The organism is Microbacterium sp. CGR1 (assembly GCF_001266755.1).
Lineage (GTDB): Bacteria > Actinomycetota > Actinomycetes > Actinomycetales > Microbacteriaceae > Microbacterium.
In genome coordinates this window covers 1177298-1199166 of the sequence record NZ_CP012299.1, presented here as the reverse complement: position 1 = coordinate 1199166, position 21869 = coordinate 1177298, and the positions used below count along the sequence as shown (strand labels likewise).

Below are 21869 nucleotides of genomic sequence, written 5' to 3'. Positions count from 1 at the left end.
GCCGAACGTCGGATACGGGCGCATAGGAGTGTTCTGGGGAGGTGCGAGCAGGGCAACTCATCGACGGCCAGGACCGTTGGTGGTCGCTCGATGCGAGCGGGAGGGGGCGCCGAGAGCTCGCGGTCGAGATCGCTGACCTGATCGTCGACGTCGTGCTTCCGGCGATGCAGCTCTGCATGGCCACGGGTGACCTGACCGAGCCTGGAAACACGTAGACCGTCTGGCACACCAAGAGCCTGGTCTAGCGTCGGCGGAATCCGCCCCCCGCGCGCACGAGAGCCCCGCAGCATCAGCTACGGGGCTCTCAGCATTCGGCATCGTTCGAGTGGACCGGCACTGCCGATCAGAGACCCGGCAACTCCTGATCGTGCGATGACGGCATGGTGCGGGAACCCCTGCGAGCTGGCCGCCAAGCCGCTGGCGACGTCGCGTTCTCTCTCGAGACCGATGATTTCGAGCAGCAGCACGCGCGCATGCTGGCCCACGGCATTCGGTTCCGGGAGGACCCGCGCCAACGAGGCCTACGGCACCGTCGCCATCTTCGAGGATCATTGAGGCGCCGTGGGATCTCATTCGACGGTCGGAGACGCCGATCGGATCGTTCACGTATGTCCAGCTCGCCGTCGCGATCACGACCGCAGTGCGTCTGCGGGAACAATGCGGTTGGCGCGAACTGCTCCAGCGATCGCGCCGAGAGCGGCGATGGCGATTCCAGCTCCGAGGGCGGCGAGAGCGAGGACGGGGTCGAAGACCGGTGTCCATCTCTGCGCGATCGTCACAGCGAGTACTGCGGCCATCCCAGTGACGATGCCGAGGAGACTGCCGAACAATCCGATAAGCAAGGATTCGAGCAGCAGCATCGTCGCGATGTGGCTCTTGCGCGCTCCGATCGCACGCCGTAGTCCGATCTCGTTGCGTCGTTCGGCGACGGCCGAGAGGGTGGCGATCGTCACTGAGGCCGCAGCAGCGAGTCCGGTCACGATCGTAAGCAACGCCAGACTCAGCGCGACGCTCGCCTCCACGTTCGCGCGCAGTGAGTCCGCTGGCGGGGGAGATGCGACATCGACGCGTTCCGGCTGAACAGGGTCGAGCACCAGCGGCGCTTCCTCCGCAATGCTTGCAGCGGCACCAAGTTCGGTGACGACATAGGCCGTAACCGTGCTCGTCGGAAGGTTCGCGCTCTCAGGGCTCTCGCCGCCTCCGATCACGGCCTTGCCGAGCAGATCGGGCGCGCGAGGAGAATCAGTGATAACTCCCACGACGACGAGGGTCCGGCCGGCGATCTCGATGGTCGGAGCCAGATCGACCGGGGCCATCCCGATGCCCTCGGCCAGATACTCACCGACGAGCACCTGGTTCGAAGCGAGCGACGCCACTGGCGCATCCGTCCAGTCGATGTCGAGGCGTAGCGCAGTCCTGATGTCTCCGTAGCTCGCGTATGTGGATGTGTCCACCGCATCGCGTGGGGCGCCCACGCGCACGCTCGCCGTGCCGAGATCCTCGAGGATGGCCACGGAGGCTGAGCCATTCAGTTCCGCCAAGGACCTAGCAGCATCCGGGATGCCGGTTTCGATCGTCGCTGAGACGCCATCGCCGGAGACGGTAGCGGTGACGTCGCGACTCTTGACGGCATCGAAGCTCTCGGAGACCTGCTGCTGTGCTGTGGCTGAAAGTCCCAGGGTCGCCACGAACAGGGTCGCAGCGACCGCGATCGCTGCGATGAGTCCGGCAGCGCGCCCGGGGCGGCTCAGCATGTTCGCAGCGGCGTCTCTGACTGCAGCTGCTGGCCGCACAGTGGACGCCTTCCCCGGCGTTTTGGGTTCTTCGCGGGGCCTGATGAGAGGAAGTCTCTCGGTGCAGCCATCTTCGGTGCGCTCCTGAACTTTGCCGTCCACGACATGGATCTGTCGGTCAGCATGCTGGGCGATCTGTTCCGAGTGGGTTACGAGGACCAGCGTCGCGCCATGATGACGGAGGTTCTCGAAGCTCGTCATGACCGCTTCAGTGGTGCTCGAGTCAAGGTTGCCTGTGGGCTCATCTGCCACGACGATGGGCGCCCCGGACGCGAGCGCCCGAGCGATCGCTACGCGTTGACGTTGTCCGCCGGACAGCTGGCGTGGCTTCGCATCGGCAAGGTCTGGGATTCCCACGTCAGCGAGCGCCGCAAGGGCTCGCGTCCTCATCCTGTTGGGGTCTACACCGCGATAGTGCATCGACAGTTCCACGTTCTCGACGACTGATCGGCGGTCGAGGAGGTGGAAGGCCTGGAAGACGAAAGCGAATGTCTCAGAGCGGTGGGCGCATGCTGCGCGTTCTTTCAGTGCGGCAACGTCCTGACTATCGATCAGGTAATTTCCTGTCGACGGAGCATCGAGCAGCCCAAGGATGTTGAGCAGTGTCGACTTGCCACTACCCGATTCACCCAGGATGGCGATGTAGCTGCCTTGAGGGATCTCCAGGTCGACGCCGCGCAGCGCGTCTACTGAGGACTGGCGGGTGCCGTAGCGCTTGGTGATATCTCGAAGGGTCAGCCCGGGCACTACTGGACTCTCACTTGTTCGCCTGGCTTCAGCTTCTCGTCGTTCAGGATCTCAATGGCGCTGAGGCCGTTCAGCTCGCCGATCTCCTTTACCGGCACCTCCTGGAAATCACCGTCGGAGTTTTGGCGCAGAACGTATCGACTCGAGCCGCGGGAGGCGACAGCACGACTCGGCACGAGGAGAGCATCCCTCGCGACCACGCTGCGGGTCACCACGAGTACGGGCTTCTCTCCGACGGACGAGTCCGGGATGGGTGCAGTGCCAGGGTCGCCAGAGTCGGCTGTCACGAAGGTGATCGGAACCAGACCTTCCTCGTCGGCCACTCCGATGTTCTGCAGGACGAGGTGGACTTCGGTCCCTGCGATCGTTGCTTTCGCCTCGAAGCCGACTTCGAGCTGGGCCGCGGTGGCTGCGATCACGGTAGCTGAGGCGATGGGAGATCCTTTGGCGAAGACGACCGCTGCATCATCGGGCAGCGAACCGACACCTGGCGCCGCGACGACAGCAGCTGGTAGAGCCGAGGTCACCACGAACGCGCTCGACCTGGCGACGGCTTGCATCTTCGGCACTGTTGGAGCGACAGGCACCGACGGGGCTACTGGGACCGGCTGGACTCCCGGGGTGGCGGAGTCCGAGGGAGTAGCGGGCTCTTGCGAGGGCGCCGGGGCTTCCTTGGCCACAACAGAGCTGTCCTCGGCTGCGATTGCCGCTTCTAGGGGGACCTTGTAGCCCTGGTCGGCGTAGAGGCTGGTGAGTGAACGCTCTGTTCCCGGGCCGAAGATCCCATCTGCCGTCGTGGAGTATCCGGCGGCGGTCAACGCGTGCTGCAGCTGCTCGACGTCGCGCCCGGTGTCGCCGGTGCGCAGATCTCGGAAGAACGGAAACGCGCCAGGTAGGGCGAAGGTCGGCTGGGCGTTGATCTCGAGGAGCACCTGGCCGGCCGAGACCTGAGAGCCGATCGCAACAGGCGCGTCGGTCACGACTGCAACACCGCCCTCTCCAGGGGCAGCCAGACTGGTCGACGTCTGATCACCTGCCCGCACCTCACCCTGCACCGTCAGGGTCTCGGCGAGGATTCCTTGTTCCACGGGCGCTGTGATCCCTGAAGGCGGCGGCGCTGCGGCGTCACTGGCGATCTGGCTGGGGGAGCGGAACGCCGACGCGACCGCCCATCCGCCAGCAAGCAGAGCCGCAATGGTAACCGCGACAACCATCACCAGCATCGCGCGTCGGCCAGGTGCCCTTCGACCAAGAGTGCGCCCACCTGGCCGAAGGGGGTCTGTGGGCCCGGCAGGGCTGAGGAGATCCTCCAAGGACGTACTCTCACCGACGCGCGTCATCGTGCTCGCGACTCCGCGATGATGTCGTCGATCTCCGACGTTATGCTCTCGATCTCGGCGCCGGCGTCCACGAGTGCCGCTTCGTTGTCTTCAAGCATCGAGCTCTCCCGGGTCCACAGAGCGTCGTAGAACGCTTTGGTGAAGCCCGACGAGTCTCGGCACTCGGCGTCGGTGGTCGCCAGGTCGATCTCTTCACCGGTGGGCTCCGTGATGGGGCCGTCGATGCTCGCGCCCAGCCCAAGGCGCTGACGAACGGACTCGCTGGGCATCTCGATCGGGGTCAACGGGAGGTCTTCGATGCCCACATCGGCCATGCAGGCGTTCCACGCGGCAGCGGACTCGAGAACAGCGGGGTCCTTGCTCGCTCCGGAATACGCCGCGGCGGCCAGACCCGATGTGAAGTTCATCAGGGTGTTGCTGTATCCAGGGCTGACGGTGGCAGGGTCGTCACGACACGCCAAGAACGCCTCGTCCTCGGACGGCGTCGACGCTTGACGCTGGAAGTCGTCCCACGCCTTGAGGCCGGCGGGGCGCTGCTGCGAAGGCTCGTGGTAGCCGTGCGTCTGAGCGATCTTCAGATCGAACCATTTCCGAACTGTGACGTCGGAGCCATACGCGGCGTCGATGTCCACGTATGGAACGGGATCGTCGATCCCTTTGTCGGCGAGGCAGTCATTGACGGTGAGCGCTGCGGCGTATGCCGCCTTCGTTAACTGCAGATCTGAGAGGAGATAGGGATCCAAGGGGAGCCTCCATCGAGCGATGTCCTTGCCCTCTGTATACAAGGCGTTTGGGTGCTGATCCGTGGCAGCGGGCGCACACGCGGCCGCCACGCTGACGGTGGCGGCCACGACGATGGTGCCGACGGCCCGGCGAGCGAGTATGACCTGCCTGGGTCGCCTCATGATGGTCAGACGAACTTTGCGGCGTTGGGGTCCCAGGCAAGACCCTGGACGATTCCGGAGCTGTTCTCAATGTTGCCGTCGCCCTGGTTCGTGTTGAGGCAGACCGAGGACCCGCCGTAACCGCCGGTGGCGGTGTCGTAGAAACACGCGACCGAGTACCGACCGTTGTTGAACCATGAGTCTGCTGTGTTGCCAGCGTTCACTGAGGTTCCGGCGTAGTTGTAGCTCGACATCGGCGTGACGTAGTACTCGAACCACAGCACGCCCGCATAGCTGCCGTTCGTGTTGAAGTCCGGATCGTCCCAGACGCAGGCCCTGCCGAGACTGCAGTAGCTCGGAGCGGCGCTGGCAGGCGCCGCGAACCCGAACAATGCGATCAGCGGAGCTGCCAGTGCGATCAGAGTCATGGCGATTCTTCTGCGACCTCTTCTGACTTCAAGTGATGTCTTCATTGTCATTCCTTCCGAACCAGAACGCGGAGTTCCCCGCTACATGGGTTGTTTCCGAAGTGATGGCGTTCGTTTCCAAGAAACGGATATATTCCACCCGCCCGAAGATCCGTAACAGAATGTGAAACACATCGGCCGTGTGCGGAAATAGATGGTTCAGGAGAGCTGCGGAAGGGGGCACGCGGTTGGATCAGTTCCCGGATTTCTATCGGAAGCACTATCGGTTGATCTTGACCGTGGCTCAGCAGCGTCTCGGCGGGACTGCCGACGCCGAAGACGTGACGGCCGAGGTGTTCCGCGTCGCTTGGGCTCGGCATGACGATGGCGCAGCGATAACCCTGCCGTGGTTGTATACGACTCTTCGCAACGTGATCGGCAACGAGTACCGGCGTCAAGGACGCCTCGGCTCTTTCGTCTCCGACGCCGGTCCGATCCTCACCGTGGATGACAGTTTCGGGTCAGCGGCGGACGACGCCATCGAGGTGCGACGAGCTCTTCGCAGGTTGCCGGAGGCCGACCGCGAGCTCTTGTACATGGCCTATTGGGAGGAACTCTCGCGAGTCGAGATCGCAGCGATTCTCGGCATCAGTGCGATCGCAGTGCGGATTCGTCTGATGCGTGCTCGCGAGCGATTCAGACATCTGCTTCCACGCGAACAAGACATTCATGACGAGGAGGCGATCAGCGATGGACGAGTTTGAACGAAGAATTCGTGCAGCGCGCCCCGAGAGCGGGCATCGAACTCTGCCGCTCACTGCTCGGGCGGAGAAAGAGCTGGCTGAGCTGCTTTCCGCAGGACAGCTCACCGCCCAGGATCTCCGCCGGACTAGACGCGCCAGGCACGCCAGACACGCCAGGCCAGCTAGACGTACGGCGCGACCAGTGAGCGGCAGGCTGATGTCGCTGTTGGCCGCCACTGCCGCGGCCGGGGCTGTCGTCGCCCTCGGGCTGACGCTGTTCTTTCCGACTGCTCCGACATATGCAGCGACTCCGCCTCTGCTCGATGTATCTCCGGTTCCCCAGCCGCGCGAGGAACTGCTCATGGACCTGAGTCAGAAGGTGATGCTCGGTGCCGAGAGTCCGACACCCGACCCCGAGGTCACGAAGATCTCGGCTCTGGCGTGGTCGCTCGTCGTGATGTCAGACGGCGAGCGCCAGAGCGCGAATGTGGTGAACCTGGATTACGACATCACCGTTCAGCCCGACGGCGCAGTGCACCAGGTCGTCAAGGCAGGTCCGTCCGTCGACGCCGACGGCCAACCGGTGACCGAGGGCGTCCCTGCTGTCGGTGAGCTCATGTCCGAGGAAGAGTGGCCAGCGGGCAGCCCGGAACTGCGGTTCACAGAACCACTGCCATCAGAGAGCGACCAGATCCCCGCATACTTCGCCAAGGCGTATGAGACCACCGAGCTTCCGGATGCTGCCCTGATCATCAACTCGGTCGCGGATCTCATGCGGCAGCGTCAGCTCTCGTCGGCAGAGGAAGCCACGGTGCTCGAGTACTTCGCGCATGAGGAGAATCTCAAAGTCGTCGGGGCCGTGACTGACCGACTGGGCCGTGATGCGATCGCGTTCTCGGCTGCACACGAAGAGGACCCCTCGTACGAGGAGTACCTGCTCGTCGCCACGGACAGTGGCCAGGTCCTTGCCGTCGAGACGCACTACATCGCACAGGGTCGCACTGATATCCCTTCGCCTTCGGTGACGGGCTATTTCGCCTGGCGCAGATAACGTGCCCTCCGATGCTCTGCGCGGAGTCTGGGCGGAGCAGACGCGGACGGGCGATACGGACTCGAGATGTACGACGCCGCGCCAATGCGTCCCGGTGTCGGATGCAGCGGTTAGGCTCAGTAGACGATCTCAGGATCCCCCCTAGGAGGACGCGCATGGCCCGTATCGGCGAAAGCGCTGACCTGTTCAAGTGCTCATTCTGCGGAAAGAGCCAGAAGCAGGTGCAGCAGCTCATCGCAGGACCCGGTGTGTACATCTGCGACGAGTGCGTCGAGCTGTGCAACGAGATCATCGAGGAGCGGATGGCCGAGTCCTCCGCCGACGGCACGGCGGACTTCGAACTCCCCAAGCCGCGCGAGATCTTCTCTTTCCTCGAGGAGTACGTCGTCGGACAGGAGCCAGCCAAGAAGGCACTGGCCGTCGCGGTGTACAACCACTACAAGCGGATCCGCGCGCACGGCACCCTCCAGACGGCCGAGCAGAAGGCCGAGAGCGTCGAGATCGCGAAGAGCAACATCCTGCTCATCGGGCCGACCGGATGCGGCAAGACCTACCTCGCCCAGACCCTCGCGAAGAAGCTCAACGTGCCGTTCGCTGTCGCGGACGCCACGGCGCTCACCGAGGCCGGCTACGTCGGCGAGGATGTCGAGAACATCCTGCTCAAGCTCATCCAGGCGGCGGACTACGACGTCAAGCGCGCAGAGCAGGGCATCATCTACATCGACGAAGTCGACAAGATCGCCCGCAAGGCGGAGAACCCCTCGATCACCCGCGATGTCTCAGGTGAGGGCGTCCAGCAGGCCCTGCTGAAGATCATCGAGGGAACGGTCGCATCGGTGCCCCCGCAGGGTGGGCGCAAGCACCCGCACCAGGAGTTCCTCCAAATCGACACGTCCAACGTGCTGTTCATCGTCGCGGGCGCGTTCGCGGGCCTCGAGGACATCGTGTCGGCACGCGTCGGCAAGCACGGAATCGGCTTCGGTGCTCCGCTGCACGACAAGGGCAAGGACCTCGACCTGTTCAGCGAGGTGCTTCCGGAGGACCTGCACAAGTTCGGTCTGATCCCCGAGTTCATCGGTCGTCTTCCGGTCGTGACATCGGTGTCTCCGCTCGACCAGGATGCGCTCATCGACATCCTCACTGGTCCGCGCAACGCACTCGTCAAGCAGTACCAGCGCATGTTCGAACTCGACGGCGTTCAGCTCGAATTCGAAGAGGGCGCGCTCCGTTCGATCGCCGACCTCGCCGTCGAGCGCAAGACCGGCGCTCGCGGACTGCGGGCCATCCTCGAAGACGTGCTCGGTCCGATCATGTTCGAGATCCCCTCGGCCGAAGACGTCGCCAAGGTCATCGTCACCCAGGCGGCCGTCGACGAGGGCGCTCCGCCGACGATCGTGATGGAGCGCAAGCGCAAGAGCGCGTGAGTTCCGCTCCCTCGCCCTGGCGGGTGGTCGACAGCAAGCTGGTGCATGCAGACCGCTGGATCCGCGTGCGCGCGGATGACTGCGTCGACGAGCGAGGACACTCGATCGCTCCGTACTACGTGCTCGAATACGGCGACTGGATCTCGGTGCTCGCCGTCGATCGGGATGGCCACGCGATCGTCGTCGACGAGTATCGCCATGGTGCAGGAATCGTCGCGGTCGGGACGATCGGTGGCGGTCTGGAGGCCGGCGAGTCACCGGAAGCGGCCGCCATCCGCGAGCTGCGCGAGGAGACCGGGTACGAGCCCGACGAGATGATCGACCTCGGTCCCACCTGGGCCAACTTCGGCAGCCACACCAACCGGGTGCATCACTTCCTCGCGCGGGGCTGCGTGCGAGTCGCCGAGCAGTCGCTCGATGAGAGCGAGGCGATCGCCGTGCACGTCGTGTCTCTCGACGGCCTCGGCGATCACCTCGCGCAGAGCTACCACCAGCTCACCTGGTACAAGGCGATGGAGCTGCTCGACCGCTGAGGTCACGCGGCGTGCGACCTGATCACGCCTCGAGTCCGCGCCGCTTCAGGAGCGGTGCGATCTCTGCATCGCGCCCGCGGAAATCGCGGTAGGCGTCGAGCGGATCCTTGGACCCTCCGACGCCGAGGAGACGGAAGCGGAACCGGTCGCCGTTCTCGCGGGTGAGTCCGCCGTTCTCACGGAACCACTCGACGGTGTCCGCGTCGAGAACCTCACTCCAGATGTAGGAGTAGTAGCCGGCGCTGTATCCGCCCGAGAAGACGTGTGCGAAATAGGTCGACGAGTAGCGGGTCGGCACGGCAGGATCGTCGAGTCCGATGTCGGCGAGGGCGGCGGCCTCGAAGCCGGCCACGTCGAGGATCTCCGTCTGCGTGCTCACGCGATGCCATGCCTGGTCAAGCCAGGCGGCTGCGAGGTATTCGCTCGTGTCGTGGCCCTGGTTGAACGTCTCCGTCGCGCGCAGTCGTTCGACGATCGCGGGGTCGAGCGGCTCTCCCGTCTCATGATGCCGGGCATAGTTGTCGAGGACCTCGGGCCACAGGATCCACATCTCGTTCACCTGACTCGGGAACTCCACGAAGTCGCGGAAGACGTTCGTTCCGGCGAAGTGCGGGTAGGTGACGACGGCGAAAAGGCCATGCAGAGCGTGGCCGAACTCGTGGAAGAGCGTCGTGACCTCGTCGAGGGTGAGCAGCGTGGGCTCTCCCTCTCCGGGGAGCGCCACGTTGAGGTTGTTGACCACCACGGGCAGCGTCCCGCGCAGGCGCGACTGGCTCACGATCGGATTCATCCAGGCGCCACCGCGCTTCGAGTCGCGGGTATAGAGATCGAGCACGTACAGTCCGACCGCGCTCCCGTCCGCGTCCCTCACCTCGAACACACGCGCACCCGGGTGGTAGGCCCGGAGGTCCCGGCGCTCTGCGAACGTCACCCCGTAGAGCTTCGTCGCAGCGAAGAACACGCCGTCCTTCAGGACCCGCTCGGCCTCGAACCACGGACGGAGCGCGCTCGTGTCGATCGCGTATCGGGCGGTCCGCACCTTCTCCGTGTAGAAAGCCCAGTCGTGCGCCTCGACCGCGAAGGGCGTCGCCTCGGTCTCGTCGACGATCGCCTGCAGGGCTTCCTTCTCGGTTCGTGCGTTGCGTGCAGATGGCGCCGCGAGATCGCGCAGCATCCGCTCGACCGCCTCCGGCGTGCCGGCCGTCTCATCTGCCGTCACGTACGCGGCGTGCGAGGCATAGCCGAGCAGTGCCGCGCGCTCGGCGCGGAGGCGCACGATCTCGGCGAGCACGGGACGATTGTCGTTCCCGTTGTTACGCGACGCGCGCGACTGCGAGGCCGCCAGGATGCGGCGACGCGACTCGCGATCGCGGAGCTGCGCCAGGTACGGATGCCCGGTGAACAGCGGGAGGGAGATGACGAAGCGTCCGTCGAGGCCGCGATCCGCCGCCGAGCGAGCCGCTGCGGAGAGCTCACCGCTGCTGAGGCCCGCGAGCTCCTCGGGCGAGTCGAACACCACCGCGAGGTCGTTCGTGTCGTTGAGGAGGTTGCGCTCGAAGGTGTTGTTCAGCGTCGACAGCTGCTGGTTCAGGGCGGTGAGTCTGCTCTTCGCCTCGTCGCCGAGGGCCGCGCCCGCGTGGGTCATCTCGCGGTGGTGCCGTTCGACGAGGTACCGCTGCTCATCATCGAGCTCGAGATCGTCGAGGTGCGAGTGCACCTGCTGGACGCGCCAGTACAGCGCAGCGTCGAGAGTGATGGCATCCTGATGGGCCGCCATGAGAGGAGCGAGCTGTTCGTCGATCTCCTGGATCTCCGGCGTCGCATCGGCCGAGGTTACGGTGTAGAACGCGTGCGCGACGCGGTCGAGCAGCTCTCCTGAGCGCTCCAGCGCCTCGATCGTGTTCTCGAAGGTGGGCATCGAGCGCACCATCGTGATCCGGGCGATCTCTCGGAGGTGCTCGTCGAACGCGGCCTGGAATGCCGGCAGGTAGTGCTCGGGCCCGATGGCAGCGAAGTCGGGAAGACCGTAGGGGAGCGTGGACGGCTGAAGCAGGGGATTCGCGACGTCGGTCATCCTCTGAGCCTAGCCATCACCCGCTACAGGGACTCGCTTCCCGGCGGCGGCGTCCGTGACGACACGGGCTCTGGCCGTGTGCCGTAGAACACGTGCAAAGGTTCATTTGCAAACGTTAGCTTGCAAAGAAGGCTTTGCAAGAGTATCGTCGACGGTATGGAAGACGAACTGCAGTTGCGACGCCTCGACGCGGGGGCGCTCAAAGCCCTCGCTCACCCGCTGCGTGTGAGGATCTTCGACCTGCTCAGCACTCACGGGCCGCAGACGGCGAGTTCGCTCGCCTCGATGCTGGGTGAGACGTCCGGGTCGACCAGCTATCACCTGCGAACGCTCTCGGCGCACGACCTCATCCACGAGGTCGAGGGCCGCGGCACGGCCCGAGAGCGCTGGTGGGAGCTTCCCGAAGGACGCATCGACATCCCCGGTCCCAGTCAGAGCATGTCACCGGCGAATCGAGCCGCGGCGCAGATCGTCTCGTCCGAGTTCTTCCGACTTCGCCACGAGACCCTGATGTCCTACGTGAATCGGCCGGACACGGACGTGCCCGAGGGCTGGAAGGACACCGGGTTGATCGCCACGACTCTGCTCGAGATGACCCCCTCGCAGATGGCGGGTCTCAAGGATGAGCTCATGGCCGTGGTCGACAGCGCGGTCGAGCGATTCCGCGGCCAGACCGGGCCGGATGTGCGCCGGGTGTCGCTGCGCACCGAGCTCTTCGACCTGCCGGCCTCCGGTGCTGTGCTCGCGGATGCCGCCGACTCGAAGACGGAGGAATCATGACCAGCGCGACCATCCGACTCGTCGCCCCGACGCGCACTGAGCGCAGGCTGCTCGGCCTCGCCGGTCTGCTCACGGCCTTCGTGGAACATCGCATCGAACGTCGGGCCGAGAAGCGGACGCTCGCGCTGGATCTCCTGCGCGAGCAGCAGACCAGACGCCACGATCCCCACGCCGTCGACCACATGCTCGCGCAGCTCGGCCTGCCGCGTCGATGACATCGCCACACGCAGCGAAGCCCCCTGTCTGGAGTTCCGGACAGGGGGCTTTCTGATCAGAGTTCGTCAGTCCTCGAAGGGGCGGGCGATCACGTCGCCGGCCCCGGTCTGCACGACCTCCCAGCCCGCATCGAGCTCGGCGATCGCACGGCCCTCGAGCCATGTGAGCGTCCAGCGTCCGGTGAGGCCGCGGGATTCGACCTCGGCGATCGCCGGCCGGAGCGCGGCGGGAACGGATGCCGGCGGCTCCGAGCCGGTGGCCCACCGCGTACCCAGCTGCATCATGCCCCCTCGACCGGAGCGAGCTCGATCGCGGTGACCGCGAACTCGTCGGCCTCGGTGAACTCGAGGTCGGCGATGCGGCCGACGGCCTTGAGATCTTCGGCTGCGGCGCGGAGTGCGTCGAGCTTGGCGGCGGGCGCCGCGATCGCGGCACGAGATACCGGAGTCTTCTGCGATGCCTTCGCCTCGGTCTTGGCGCGGCGGATGCCGATCAGTGCCTCACTCGCGGCCGACAGCACCGCCGTGTCACCGTCGATGCCGAGAGGTTCCGGCCACGCGGCGGTGTGGACCGAGCCTTCTTCGAACCACGACCACACCTCTTCGGTCGCGAACGAGAGGATCGGCGCGAGAAGGCGCAGCAGCGTGGACAGCGCCAGGCGCAGTGCGAGTGCCGCGGAGGCCTGGCCCACGTCGTTCTGGTTGTAGGCGCGCTCCTTGACGAGCTCGAGGTAGTCGTCGCAGAACGTCCAGAAGAACGCCTCGGTGACCTCCAGCGCCTTGGCCTGGTCGTAGTTCTCGAACGCCTTGGTCGCCTCGGCGATCACGGCGTCGAGGCCTGTCAGCATCGAGGCGTCGAGGGCGTGCGTCACCTGGGCGCCTTCGGGCACCGGGAACGACAGCACGAACTTCGCCGCGTTGAGCACCTTGATCGACAGTCGGCGGCCGATCTTGACCTGCGTCGGGTTCTGCGGGTCGAAGGCGGCATCCATTCCCAGGCGGCTGGAGGCGGCCCAGTAGCGCACGGCATCCGATCCGTGGGTCTCGAGGATGTCCGCCGGCGTGACGACGTTGCCCTTCGACTTCGACATCTTCTTGCGGTCGGGGTCGACGATGAAGCCCGAGATCGCGGCGTTGCGCCACGGCGAGCGCCCGTCTTCGAGGGTCGAGCGCAACATGGTCGAGAAGAGCCAGGTGCGGATGATGTCCTGTCCCTGCGGGCGCAGGTCGAACGGTGCCGTGAGCTGCCACAGCTCCTCGTCGCGCTGCCATCCACCGGCGAGCTGCGGAGTGAGCGACGAGGTGGCCCAGGTATCGAGGATGTCGGCCTCGGCCTCGAAACCACCGGCCACGCCGCGCTGATCCTCGGTGTATCCCTCCGGCACGTCGGTCGTCGGGTCGATGGGGAGACTGGCGTGATCGGGAGCGATCACGCGGGCGTAGTCGCGCTCGCCGTTCTCGTCGAGGCCGTACCAGAGCGGGATCGGCACGCCGAAGAAGCGCTGACGCGACACGAGCCAGTCTCCGGTCAGACCTCCGACCCAGTTCTCGTAGCGAACCCGCATGAAGTCCGGGTGCCACGCCAGCTGCGTGCCGCGCTCGAGCAGCTCGTCGCGCAGGTTCGCGTCGCGTGCGCCGTTGCGGATGTACCACTGGCGGGTCGAGACGATCTCGAGAGGGCGGTCACCCTTCTCGAAGAACTTCACGGCGTGGTTGAACGGCTTGCCGACGGCCGTCATGTCTCCGGTCTCCTGCAGCTTCTCGACGATCGCCTTGCGCGCGGAGAACACCGTCTTGCCCGCGAGTTCGGCGGTGTACCAGTCGATCGCGTCGGCGTCGGCGACGATCGACGGCGCCGTCGGGAGGAAACGTCCGTCGAGGCCGATCGTGGTCATGTTCGGGAGGTGGTCGCCCGCCGCCGTGCGCAGCTCGCGCCACCAGATGATGTCGGTCACATCGCCGAAGGTGCAGACCATCGCGGCGCCGGTGCCCTTGTCGGGCTGTGCGAGGTGGTGGCCGTGGATCTCGATCTCGGCGCCGAAGAAGGGCGTGCGCACCTTCGTGCCGATCAGGTGCTTGTGCGGGCCCTCGGGGTGGGTCACGATCGCGATGCACGCGGGAAGCAGCTCGGGGCGGGTGGTCTCGATCGTGATCGAGCCGGATCCGTCGGCGAACGGGAAGTCGATGGTGTGGTACGCGGCCTGCTGGTCGCGATCCTCGAGTTCGGCCTGGGCGATCGCCGAGCGGAAGTCGATGTCCCACAGCGTCGGAGCGAGCGACTGATAGGCCTCGCCGCGCTCGAGGTTGCGCAGGAATGCGAGCTGGCTCTGACGGATCGTGTCGTCGGAGATGGTGCGGTAGGTCTGCGTCCAGTCGACCGAGAGGCCGAGCTGGCGGAACAGCGCCTCGAACTGCTTCTCGTCCTCGATCGTCAGACGTTCGCAGAGCTCGATGAAGTTGCGGCGGCTGATGGGCACCTGGTCGGCAGCGCGGCTGGACTTGTTGTCGCCGCCTTCGAACGGCGGGGTGAAGTCGCTCTGGTAGGGGAGCGTCGGGTCGCACCGCACGCCGTAGTAGTTCTGCACGCGGCGCTCGGTGGGCAGTCCATTGTCGTCCCACCCCATCGGGTAGAACACGTTCTTGCCGCGCATGCGCTCGAAGCGCGCCTTGACATCGGTGTGCGTGTACGAGAAGACGTGCCCGATGTGCAGGCTTCCGGATGCGGTCGGCGGGGGAGTGTCGATCGAGTAGACGCCCTCGCGGCCGGACTCCGCGGCGCGGATGCGGTCGAACAGGTACGTGCCCCGCTCGGACCAGGTCTCACCCCACTTCGCTTCGAGACCTTCGAGTGCGGGCTTGTCGGGAATAGCGGACATGAAGGTTCTCCTCGAGCGATGTATGCGGCACTGTGTGAGCGTGCCTGAGTGTGGATTGTGTCCCACAGTCTAATCGCCCGCGGCAGTGCAGAGTTCCGGTCCTGCCGCGCAGCGCCGGGGGTGAAGAGGACGCTCTAGAATTGGATCCAGTCCAACAAACGACGCGTCCGCGTCCCTTCGCCTTCCCTCCCGAGGAACAGCATGCCCATCACCTTCCTGCGCCGCGCGATCCCGCTCGGTGCCACCGTCGCCGTGAGCGCCCTCCTGCTCAGCTCCTGCGCCGCGCCGTCCTCCGAGTCCGACGGCGGAGAGCTCGTCTGGTCGATCGAGGGCGCGAACCTCTCTGCCGGGCACATGGATCCGCAGGTGAGCCAGCTCGACGTCTCCGGCATGGTGCAGCGGGCAGTGCTCGACTCGCTGGTCTTCCAGGAGGACGACGGCTCCTTCAGTCCCTGGCTGGCGAAGGAGTGGACCGTCTCCGACGACAGCACGGAGTACACCTTCGTCCTCCGTGACGACGTGACGTTCACCGACGGCGAGGTCTTCGACGCCGAGGCGGTCAAGGCGAACTTCGACCGCATCGTCGACCCCGAGACGGAGTCGGCGCAGGCGGCGTCGATGCTCGGAGCAGACTTCTACGCGGGTACGGAGGTCGTCGACGAGCACACCGTCACGGTCAGCTTCACCCAGCCGTACGCGCCGTTCCTGCAGGCCGCCAGCACGCCGCAGCTCGGGTTCTACTCACCGGCCGTGCTGGCGGAGTCCGCCGACCAGCTGAAGGCCGGAGGGCCCGATGTCACGGTCGGCACCGGTCCGTTCGTGCTCACCGAGTACACGCCCGATCAGGAGCTGGTGTACACCCGGAACGATGACTACGCCTGGGGACCGCACGGCGAGGATGCGGCGGAGGTCGAGACGCTGCGCGTCGAGATCCAGCCGGAGGCCTCCGTGCGCACCGGCGTCGTGCAGAGCGGCGAGGCGGACCTCGCGAGCAACATCCCCCCGAACCTCGCGGGAGATCTCGGCGACGGCATCACCGTGGACTCGGTCGAGTACCCCGGCCTGCCGTACTCGCTGTACCTCAACGAGAAGTACGGTGTCTTCGCCGACGAGAAGGTGCGCCAGGCATTCGCTCGGGGCATCGACGTCGACGCCGCCGTCGAGGAGATCTTCTTCGGGCAGTTCCCACGAGCATGGAGCGTGCTCGGCTCGACGACTCCCGGGTACGACGCCTCCCTCGAGGACAGCTGGCCTTTCGATGCAGCAGCGGCGAACGCTCTCCTCGACGAGGCCGGCTGGACGGAGCGCGACAGCGACGGCATCCGCATGAAGGACGGCAAGCGTCTGTCGGCGCGGTGGATCGCATGGACCCCGGTGCCGGACGACCGGGCCGCCCTGGCGAACGCCATCCAGTCGGATCTCAAGGCGATCGGGTTCGAGGTCGTGCGCGAGGTGCTGGAGCCCGGCGCCTACAACGAGCAGTACGGTCCCAAGACCTTCGACCTGACGGACTGGGGATTCTCCGGCGTCGATCCCGACTTCCTCCGCGCGCATCTGCACACAGAGGGGTTCCAGAACGCCTCCCAGGTCACCGATCCGGAGATCGACGCTCTGCTCGACCAGGCCGTCGCCTCCAGCGACCAGGACGAGCGCAACAGCATCTACACGCAGCTGCAGGAGTGGAATGCGGAGTACACGGCCATCGTCCCGCTCTACAGCCCCTCGGCGATCACCGCCGTCGGCGAGCGGGTCAGCGGTCTCGACTACGACCTGTACGGACGTCCGCTGTTCTACGATGTGAGCGTCGGCTGACCGCTGAGTCGTCGAGCACCCTTGGGCATATCGCTGCGGTATCGTTCGTGAGCGAGCGCCGCGTGCCGAAGGGTGCTCCGAGATCGTCGAGAGGGCGCCAACGGTGAAGGCAGCGCTCATCCGGATCGCCGGTCTCGCGGCATCCGTCGTGATCGTGCTCTGGGGTGCGGCGACACTCGTCTTCCTGGCGTTCCGCGTCATCCCGGGCGATCCGGTCTCGGTGATGCTCGGGCCGCAGGCTCAGGTGAGCGAGGCGGTCAAGGACGGCATCCGTGCGGAGCTCGGCCTCGATCGACCCCCGCTCGAGCAGTATCTGACCTTCATCGGTCAGCTCGCCCGGGGAGACCTGGGCGAGTCGTATCAGCTGCGGATGCCGGTGACCGAGGTCATCGGCCGTCAGCTCGGATCGACGCTGCAGCTCTCGGCGCTGGCTCTCGTGATCGCCGTGCTGCTCGCGCTCGCCGTCGCCCTGCTGGTGCGAGGCCAGGCAGGGCGAGCCGTCGCCGCGGGCATCGAGCTCGTCATCCTGTCGTCGCCCGTGTTCTGGATCGGATTGATCCTGCTCAGCGTCTTCGCATTCGGACTGGGGTGGTTCCCTGTCTCGGGTGCCCGCAATCCGGCGACGATCGTGCTGCCGGCCATCACGCTCGCGCTTCCCGTGGCGGCGCTGCTCGGCCAGGTGCTGCGGGATGGACTCGTGCAGGGCGAGCGGATGCCGTTCGCCGAGACCGTGCGGGCGCGGGGTGCGAGCCCGTCCTGGTTCACGCTGCGTCACGGGCTGAGACACGGTGCCGCGAATGCCGTGACCCTGGCGGCCTACCTGACCGGATCGGTGCTCGGAGGAGCGGTGCTCGTAGAGACCGTGTTCGCCAGGGCGGGCCTCGGCCGGGTCACCCTCGCGGCCATCACGAACCGCGATCTGCCGGTGATCACCGGGATCATCCTGCTCAGTGCCATCGTCTTCGTGATCGTGAACCTCGTGATCGAGCTGCTGCATCCGCTCATCGATCCTCGGCTGCGCACCGGGCGGGGAGGAAGGCGATGAAGCGCGCGCAGACCGTGCTGCTCTGGTGCGCCGTGGCCGTGCTGCTGGTGCTCGCATTCGCTGCGGCCTTCCCCGCTGTCCTCGCCACGCACGACCCTCTTCAGACCGACGTGCGCGCATCGCTTCTGCCGCCCAGCGCCGAGCATCTGTTCGGCACCGATCAGAGCGGGCGTGACGTCTACTCGCGCGTGCTCTACGGGGCAGGGCGCTCGATCGGCATCGGCCTGCTCGCCACGGGCATCGCGCTCGCCGTGGGGCTGCTCATCGGTGCGCTCGCCGGCCTCGCCCCGCGGGGAGTCGACGCGGCACTCATGCGGGTGAACGATGTGCTCATGGCCTTCCCCGAGTTCCTGGTCGCGCTCGTGGTCGTGGCGGTGCTCGGGCCCGGACCGGTCAACATCGCGATCGCCGTGACGCTCGCCGCCGTCCCCGTCTACATCCGGCTGGCGAGGGTGCAGACCCGCACCCTTCGCAGCGCCGAGCACGTCGAGGCCGCCCGGATCCTCGGCGTCCCCCCGGTGCCCGCGTTCGTCCGGCATGTCGTGCCGGGTGTGCTCGGGTCGCTGAGCGTGCTCGCGACGATCGGCATCGGCTCGAGCATCCTCGCGGCCGCCGGACTCAGCTTCCTCGGTCTCGGCCCGTCAGAGCCCACTCCCGAGTGGGGCCTCATGCTCGCCGGAGGACGCAACGTGCTCGGACAGGCCTGGTGGATCGCCGTGTTCCCCGGCATCGCGATCACCGTCACCGTGATCGCGGCGACGATCGTCGGCCGCGTGCTGCGTGCCAGAGCAGAGGGGCGGACGTCGTGACGGAAGCGCTCGAGCTGCAGGGGTTGCGCATCGACTTCGGTGGGACGCCCGTCGTCGACGGGGTGTCGCTGTCGGTGGCGCGAGGGGAGTGCGTCGCCATCGTCGGTGAGTCGGGCGCGGGCAAGTCGCTCACCGCGCGGGCACTTCTCGGACTGACGCCCGCAGACGCACGGGTGCGGTTCGAACGGTTCATCATCGACGGGACGGATGTCGCGCGGTTCGGCGAGCGGCGTTGGCGGTCTCTGCGCGGCGCGGGCATCGCGCTCGTCTCGCAGGATGCCCTCGTCTCGCTCGATCCGCTGCAACGGGTGGGATCGGAGATCGCCGAACCCCTGCGTCTCCACCGCCTCAGGTCGGGACGAGCGGCGCTGCGCGAAAGAGTGCAGGAGCTGCTGCACCGCGTCTGGATGCCGGACGCCGCCCGCCGAGCGCGGCAGTACCCGCACGAGCTCTCCGGCGGACTCAGGCAGCGGGCACTGATCGCCTCGGCCATCGCCGCCGAGCCCGCGATCCTCGTCGCGGACGAGCCGACCACGGCTCTCGATGCGACGGTGCAGGCGAGGATCCTCGGACTCCTCCGCGACATCGCCGACGCCGGCACCGCGATCGTGTTCATCAGCCACGACTTCGCGGCCGTCCGTCGCATCGCCGATCGCGTGCTCGTGATGCGCAACGGCGTGGTCGTCGAGTCCGGGCCCGTCGGCGAGGTCCTCGAGAAGCCGCAGCACGCGTACACCCGGCAGCTGATCGCCGCGACGATGCACGAACCGCGTGTGACCTCTACCGACGACGTGACACCCGTGCTCGTCGCCACAGGCGTCACCAGGACGTACGAGGAGATCGCCGCCGTGAACGACGCGTCGTTCGCCGTGCATCAGGGACGCACACTCGGCATCGTCGGGGAATCGGGGTCGGGCAAGACGACGCTCGCCCGGATGATCGTCGGTGTCGAGCAGCCGGACGACGGCGGCCTGCGCTGGATCGGCGAGCACCGCGTGCAGCTCGTGCACCAGAATCCGCTCGGCGCATTCGATCCCCGATGGAGCATCGGGCGGTCGCTGAGGGAGGCGCTCGCCGCGGGCGGCGTGCCTCGGGCGCTGCGTGCCGCGCGGGTGTCCGAGCTTCTCGCCGAGGTCGACCTCGACCCCGTATTGGCGACCCGGCGGCCGTCCGCGCTGTCGGGTGGGCAACGACAGCGTGCCGCCATCGCTCGGGCACTGGCTGCCGAGCCCGAGGTGCTCGTGCTGGACGAGCCGGTGTCGGCTCTGGATCCGTCGGTGCGTGAGCGCGTGATCCAGCTGCTGCTGAGGCTGCAGCGCGAGCGTCGGCTGACCATGATCTTCGTGTCGCACGATCTCGATGTCGTCGGGGCGGTCGCCGACGACGTGCTGGTGATGCAGGACGGCGTCATCGTCGAACAGGGTGCAGTCACGGACGTGTTCGAATCGCCGCAGCATCCGTTCACTCAGGAGCTGCTCGACGCGAACCGGCCCGTCAGTCCCTGACCTGGATGCCGATCCCCGCCGCGAGTACCGGTGCGAGCTGCTGCACCTGGAAGCTGCTCAGGGTCGTGCCGCGGAGGCTGTTCGCATCGACGAACGCCGAGGCGTCGAGCCCGCGCAGGTCGACGTGCGCGGCGCGCATGCCGCGGGAGTCCACCTCGTCGCAGCGCGTGTCGGTGAAGCGCACGCGGGTGAGCTCGGCCTGGGGCATGTCGATCGTCCGGATGCTGCACGCGGTGATCTCGACGTCCGTGGTCTTCGACGCCCCCAGGTTCAGATAGTCGATCCGCACGTCGCGGAGCTCCAGCTCGTCGATTCGGGCGCTGCTCAGATCGAGCGTGCCGATGCGTCCGCCGCTGATGCGCACGCGACGGATGCCGGCATCCCGCATCTTGAGCGAGGCGATGCGGACACCCGTCATGTCGACGTCGATGAGGGTGGCTCCGGTCAGATCGACACTGTCGGCATCGGCCGTGATCGTGCACTGCTCGAGTGAGGCGTGGGCGAGATCGGCTGCGACCTCGAGATCGAGCTGTGCCGCGAGCAGATCGGCGCTGCGCCGAGCCGTCGCCGACTCGAACTCGAGGGGAAGGTCGGGAGGCGAAACGCGGGGAGCCGCAGGGGATTCGGGGGAGCGGGCCATGCTTCGAGGGTAGGGGGTGGGTGAGACACTCCTCGGTTCGGCCGCGCCTTCCTCGGTTCGGCTGCTCCTTCCTCGGTTCGGCTGCTCCTTCCTCGGCCGGATGCGCTTCACTCGGCCTATCGCGCTGAATCGGACCGAGGGAGGTGGATTCGGCCGAGCGAGAGCGGGAGCACGAGAGTGGCGAGCGAGCGACGTCTGCGGACGCCTCGACCGCTCCTGCACAGAACGCCACGAGACGCCGTTGTGCGCACAAGCCTGGAACGGGGGGGGGGGGGGGGGCGACGCGCACGCGATACGTCCCACACTGGCTGGGTGCGGAGAACGTCAGAGGACTTGCTTGCGACGATGACGGAGCTCGGCGGCGTCGTGCGTGTCACCGTCATCCAAGAGCGCGGATTCGCTCGGAGCCTGGTCGCGTCGGCGGTCGAAGGCGGTGTGCTGATCCGGCCGCGACGAGGATGGCTCGCGGTGCCTTCCGCCGACGGGATGCTGATCAGCGCGGCGCGCCGAGGCGTCGTGCTGACCTGCCGTACTCAAGCCGCTCGGCTCGGTCTCTGGCTGCACGACGATTCGGGCAAGCCACACGTCGCCGTCGGGCCGAACGCCGCGGGGAGGCGACGTGTCGACGCGCAGGTGCACTGGGGCAGTCCGATCGTGCCGCGTCATCCGGATGTGCTCGTCGATCCGATCGAGAATGTGCTGGCGTACATCGCTGAGTGCGAGCCTTTCGAGCGGGCGCTCGCGACCTGGGAGTCGGCGCTCAACAAGTCGCTCGTCACGATGGAAGCTCTGCGCGGATACTCGTGGAAGCCGGCGGCGCGGCTGATTCTCGAACGGGCCACTCCTTTCGCCGATGCGGGGCTGTAGACCTACCTTCGTGCGCGACTGCGGTGGTTGAGAGAGCCGATCCGCGTGCAGATCTGGATCGCGGGCCACCGCGTCGACGCTCTGATCGGCGACCGATTCGTCGTACAGATCGACGGGGCCCACCACGTCGGTGCGCAGCGATCCGAAGACATCCGGCACGATGCCGAACTGCGGCTGATGGGGTATCACGTGATGCGCGTGTCGTACACGCACGTCATGTTCGACTGGCACATCGTGCAGGACCTGATCATGCGCGCGGTCGCGCAGGGACTGCACCGCGCGGGGTGAGTGACCCGCCGTTCAGACGCTTCGCACCGTCGGACA

21 protein-coding genes are annotated in these 21869 nt (G+C 66.6%); 13 read left to right on the top strand and 8 right to left on the bottom strand.

Annotation, left to right across the window (positions count from 1 at the left end):
- The first annotated feature begins 41 nt into the window (after positions 1–41).
- Complete coding sequence (locus AKG07_RS18030; RefSeq protein ID WP_233277334.1) at positions 42–215, top strand: hypothetical protein; 174 nt, start codon at positions 42–44, stop codon at positions 213–215.
- Positions 216–629: 414 nt separating this feature from the next.
- Here the strand turns inward: AKG07_RS18030 and AKG07_RS17435 are convergent, their stop codons facing one another.
- From AKG07_RS17435 to AKG07_RS05720, 4 genes are all read right to left on the bottom strand, one after another.
- Positions 630–2540: an ABC transporter ATP-binding protein/permease gene (locus tag AKG07_RS17435; RefSeq protein WP_082297838.1), complete on the bottom strand. Its 1911-nt coding sequence runs from the start codon at positions 2538–2540 to the stop codon at positions 630–632.
- A complete protein-coding gene (locus AKG07_RS05730; protein WP_053096626.1) occupies positions 2540–3763 on the bottom strand; it encodes a peptidoglycan-binding domain-containing protein in 1224 nt (407 codons plus the stop codon). Before AKG07_RS05730 ends, AKG07_RS17435 begins: the two co-directional genes overlap by 1 nt.
- A gap of 113 nt (positions 3764–3876) precedes the next feature.
- Positions 3877–4623: a hypothetical protein gene (locus AKG07_RS05725; protein WP_053096624.1), complete on the bottom strand. Its 747-nt coding sequence runs from the start codon at positions 4621–4623 to the stop codon at positions 3877–3879.
- A gap of 167 nt (positions 4624–4790) precedes the next feature.
- Positions 4791–5192, bottom strand: a complete 402-nt coding sequence (locus AKG07_RS05720; RefSeq protein ID WP_053096622.1) for a peptidase inhibitor family I36 protein — start codon at positions 5190–5192, stop codon at positions 4791–4793.
- Between the two features lie 227 nt (positions 5193–5419).
- Between AKG07_RS05720 and AKG07_RS05715 the strand changes: the two genes are divergently transcribed.
- From AKG07_RS05715 to AKG07_RS05700, 4 genes are all read left to right on the top strand, one after another.
- On the top strand, positions 5420–5935 hold the full coding sequence (locus AKG07_RS05715) for an RNA polymerase sigma factor (RefSeq protein WP_053096621.1): 516 nt from the start codon (positions 5420–5422) through the stop codon (positions 5933–5935).
- Positions 5936–6116: 181 nt separating this feature from the next.
- The gene (locus AKG07_RS05710) at positions 6117–6965 is read left to right on the top strand and encodes a hypothetical protein (RefSeq protein ID WP_150115080.1); all 849 of its coding nucleotides are present in this window, start codon (positions 6117–6119) and stop codon (positions 6963–6965) included.
- A 155-nt stretch (positions 6966–7120) separates the two neighbouring features.
- Positions 7121–8389: an ATP-dependent Clp protease ATP-binding subunit ClpX gene (clpX, locus tag AKG07_RS05705; protein ID WP_053096617.1), complete on the top strand. Its 1269-nt coding sequence runs from the start codon at positions 7121–7123 to the stop codon at positions 8387–8389.
- Positions 8386–8922, top strand: coding sequence for an NUDIX hydrolase (locus AKG07_RS05700; protein WP_082297836.1), 537 nt, complete (start codon positions 8386–8388; stop codon positions 8920–8922). The genes clpX and AKG07_RS05700 overlap by 4 nt, the downstream gene beginning before the upstream one ends.
- A gap of 22 nt (positions 8923–8944) precedes the next feature.
- Here AKG07_RS05700 and AKG07_RS05695 read toward each other — a convergent pair whose 3' ends face one another.
- On the bottom strand, positions 8945–10996 hold the full coding sequence (locus AKG07_RS05695) for a M3 family metallopeptidase (RefSeq protein WP_053096613.1): 2052 nt from the start codon (positions 10994–10996) through the stop codon (positions 8945–8947).
- Between the two features lie 156 nt (positions 10997–11152).
- Between AKG07_RS05695 and AKG07_RS05690 the strand changes: the two genes are divergently transcribed.
- Both AKG07_RS05690 and AKG07_RS05685 read left to right on the top strand, forming a co-directional pair.
- On the top strand, positions 11153–11776 hold the full coding sequence (locus AKG07_RS05690; RefSeq protein WP_053096611.1) for an ArsR/SmtB family transcription factor: 624 nt from the start codon (positions 11153–11155) through the stop codon (positions 11774–11776).
- A complete protein-coding gene (locus AKG07_RS05685) occupies positions 11773–11991 on the top strand; it encodes a hypothetical protein (RefSeq protein WP_053096609.1) in 219 nt (72 codons plus the stop codon). Before AKG07_RS05690 ends, AKG07_RS05685 begins: the two co-directional genes overlap by 4 nt.
- A 66-nt stretch (positions 11992–12057) precedes the next feature.
- Here the strand turns inward: AKG07_RS05685 and AKG07_RS05680 are convergent, their stop codons facing one another.
- Positions 12058–12276 carry a hypothetical protein gene (locus tag AKG07_RS05680; RefSeq protein WP_445928300.1) on the bottom strand — a complete coding sequence of 73 codons (219 nt, stop codon included), beginning with the start codon at positions 12274–12276 and terminating at the stop codon, positions 12058–12060.
- On the bottom strand, positions 12273–14867 hold the full coding sequence (gene valS / locus AKG07_RS05675) for a valine--tRNA ligase (RefSeq protein WP_053096608.1): 2595 nt from the start codon (positions 14865–14867) through the stop codon (positions 12273–12275). The genes AKG07_RS05680 and valS overlap by 4 nt, the downstream gene beginning before the upstream one ends.
- Before the next feature lie 201 nt (positions 14868–15068).
- Here valS and AKG07_RS05670 point away from each other — a divergent pair, with 201 nt between their 5' ends.
- From AKG07_RS05670 to AKG07_RS05655, 4 genes are all read left to right on the top strand, one after another.
- Entirely contained in the window at positions 15069–16679 is a 1611-nt protein-coding gene (locus tag AKG07_RS05670) for an ABC transporter substrate-binding protein (protein ID WP_053096606.1), read from the top strand.
- Positions 16680–16782: 103 nt separating this feature from the next.
- Positions 16783–17724 (top strand): ABC transporter permease, encoded by a 942-nt coding sequence (locus AKG07_RS05665; protein ID WP_053096604.1) that lies wholly within the window; start codon positions 16783–16785, stop codon positions 17722–17724.
- Entirely contained in the window at positions 17721–18533 is an 813-nt protein-coding gene (locus tag AKG07_RS05660; protein WP_053096602.1) for an ABC transporter permease, read from the top strand. Before AKG07_RS05665 ends, AKG07_RS05660 begins: the two co-directional genes overlap by 4 nt.
- Positions 18530–20038 (top strand): ATP-binding cassette domain-containing protein, encoded by a 1509-nt coding sequence (locus AKG07_RS05655; RefSeq protein WP_053096601.1) that lies wholly within the window; start codon positions 18530–18532, stop codon positions 20036–20038. The genes AKG07_RS05660 and AKG07_RS05655 overlap by 4 nt, the downstream gene beginning before the upstream one ends.
- On the opposite strand, the gene AKG07_RS05650 is transcribed toward AKG07_RS05655, so the two are convergent.
- Entirely contained in the window at positions 20028–20678 is a 651-nt protein-coding gene (locus AKG07_RS05650) for a pentapeptide repeat-containing protein (protein ID WP_053096599.1), read from the bottom strand. The genes AKG07_RS05655 and AKG07_RS05650 overlap by 11 nt on opposite strands.
- Positions 20679–21023: 345 nt before the next feature.
- On the opposite strand from AKG07_RS05650, the gene AKG07_RS18025 reads away from it, so the two are divergent.
- Both AKG07_RS18025 and AKG07_RS18020 read left to right on the top strand, forming a co-directional pair.
- On the top strand, positions 21024–21545 hold the full coding sequence (locus AKG07_RS18025) for a hypothetical protein (RefSeq protein ID WP_233277333.1): 522 nt from the start codon (positions 21024–21026) through the stop codon (positions 21543–21545).
- A 27-nt stretch (positions 21546–21572) separates the two neighbouring features.
- On the top strand, positions 21573–21833 hold the full coding sequence (locus AKG07_RS18020) for an endonuclease domain-containing protein (RefSeq protein WP_233277332.1): 261 nt from the start codon (positions 21573–21575) through the stop codon (positions 21831–21833).
- Positions 21834–21869 lie beyond the last annotated feature (36 nt).

Excerpts from the sequence above, each read along its gene's own strand:
- AKG07_RS05650 (WP_053096599.1), bottom strand. The coding sequence starts at position 20,678 with ATGGCCCGCTCCCCCGAATCCCCTGCGGCTCCCCGCGTTTCGCCTCCC.
- AKG07_RS05685 (WP_053096609.1), top strand. The coding sequence starts at position 11,773 with ATGACCAGCGCGACCATCCGACTCGTCGCCCCGACGCGCACTGAGCGC.
- valS (WP_053096608.1), bottom strand. The coding sequence starts at position 14,867 with ATGTCCGCTATTCCCGACAAGCCCGCACTCGAAGGTCTCGAAGCGAAG.
- AKG07_RS05660 (WP_053096602.1), top strand. The coding sequence starts at position 17,721 with ATGAAGCGCGCGCAGACCGTGCTGCTCTGGTGCGCCGTGGCCGTGCTG.
- AKG07_RS05690 (WP_053096611.1), top strand. The coding sequence starts at position 11,153 with ATGGAAGACGAACTGCAGTTGCGACGCCTCGACGCGGGGGCGCTCAAA.
- clpX (WP_053096617.1), top strand. The coding sequence starts at position 7,121 with ATGGCCCGTATCGGCGAAAGCGCTGACCTGTTCAAGTGCTCATTCTGC.
- AKG07_RS05670 (WP_053096606.1), top strand. The coding sequence starts at position 15,069 with ATGCCCATCACCTTCCTGCGCCGCGCGATCCCGCTCGGTGCCACCGTC.
- AKG07_RS05695 (WP_053096613.1), bottom strand. The coding sequence starts at position 10,996 with ATGACCGACGTCGCGAATCCCCTGCTTCAGCCGTCCACGCTCCCCTAC.
- AKG07_RS05680 (WP_445928300.1), bottom strand. The coding sequence starts at position 12,276 with ATGATGCAGCTGGGTACGCGGTGGGCCACCGGCTCGGAGCCGCCGGCA.
- AKG07_RS18025 (WP_233277333.1), top strand. The coding sequence starts at position 21,024 with ATGACGGAGCTCGGCGGCGTCGTGCGTGTCACCGTCATCCAAGAGCGC.
- AKG07_RS05730 (WP_053096626.1), bottom strand. The coding sequence starts at position 3,763 with ATGCTGGTGATGGTTGTCGCGGTTACCATTGCGGCTCTGCTTGCTGGC.
- AKG07_RS05720 (WP_053096622.1), bottom strand. The coding sequence starts at position 5,192 with ATGACTCTGATCGCACTGGCAGCTCCGCTGATCGCATTGTTCGGGTTC.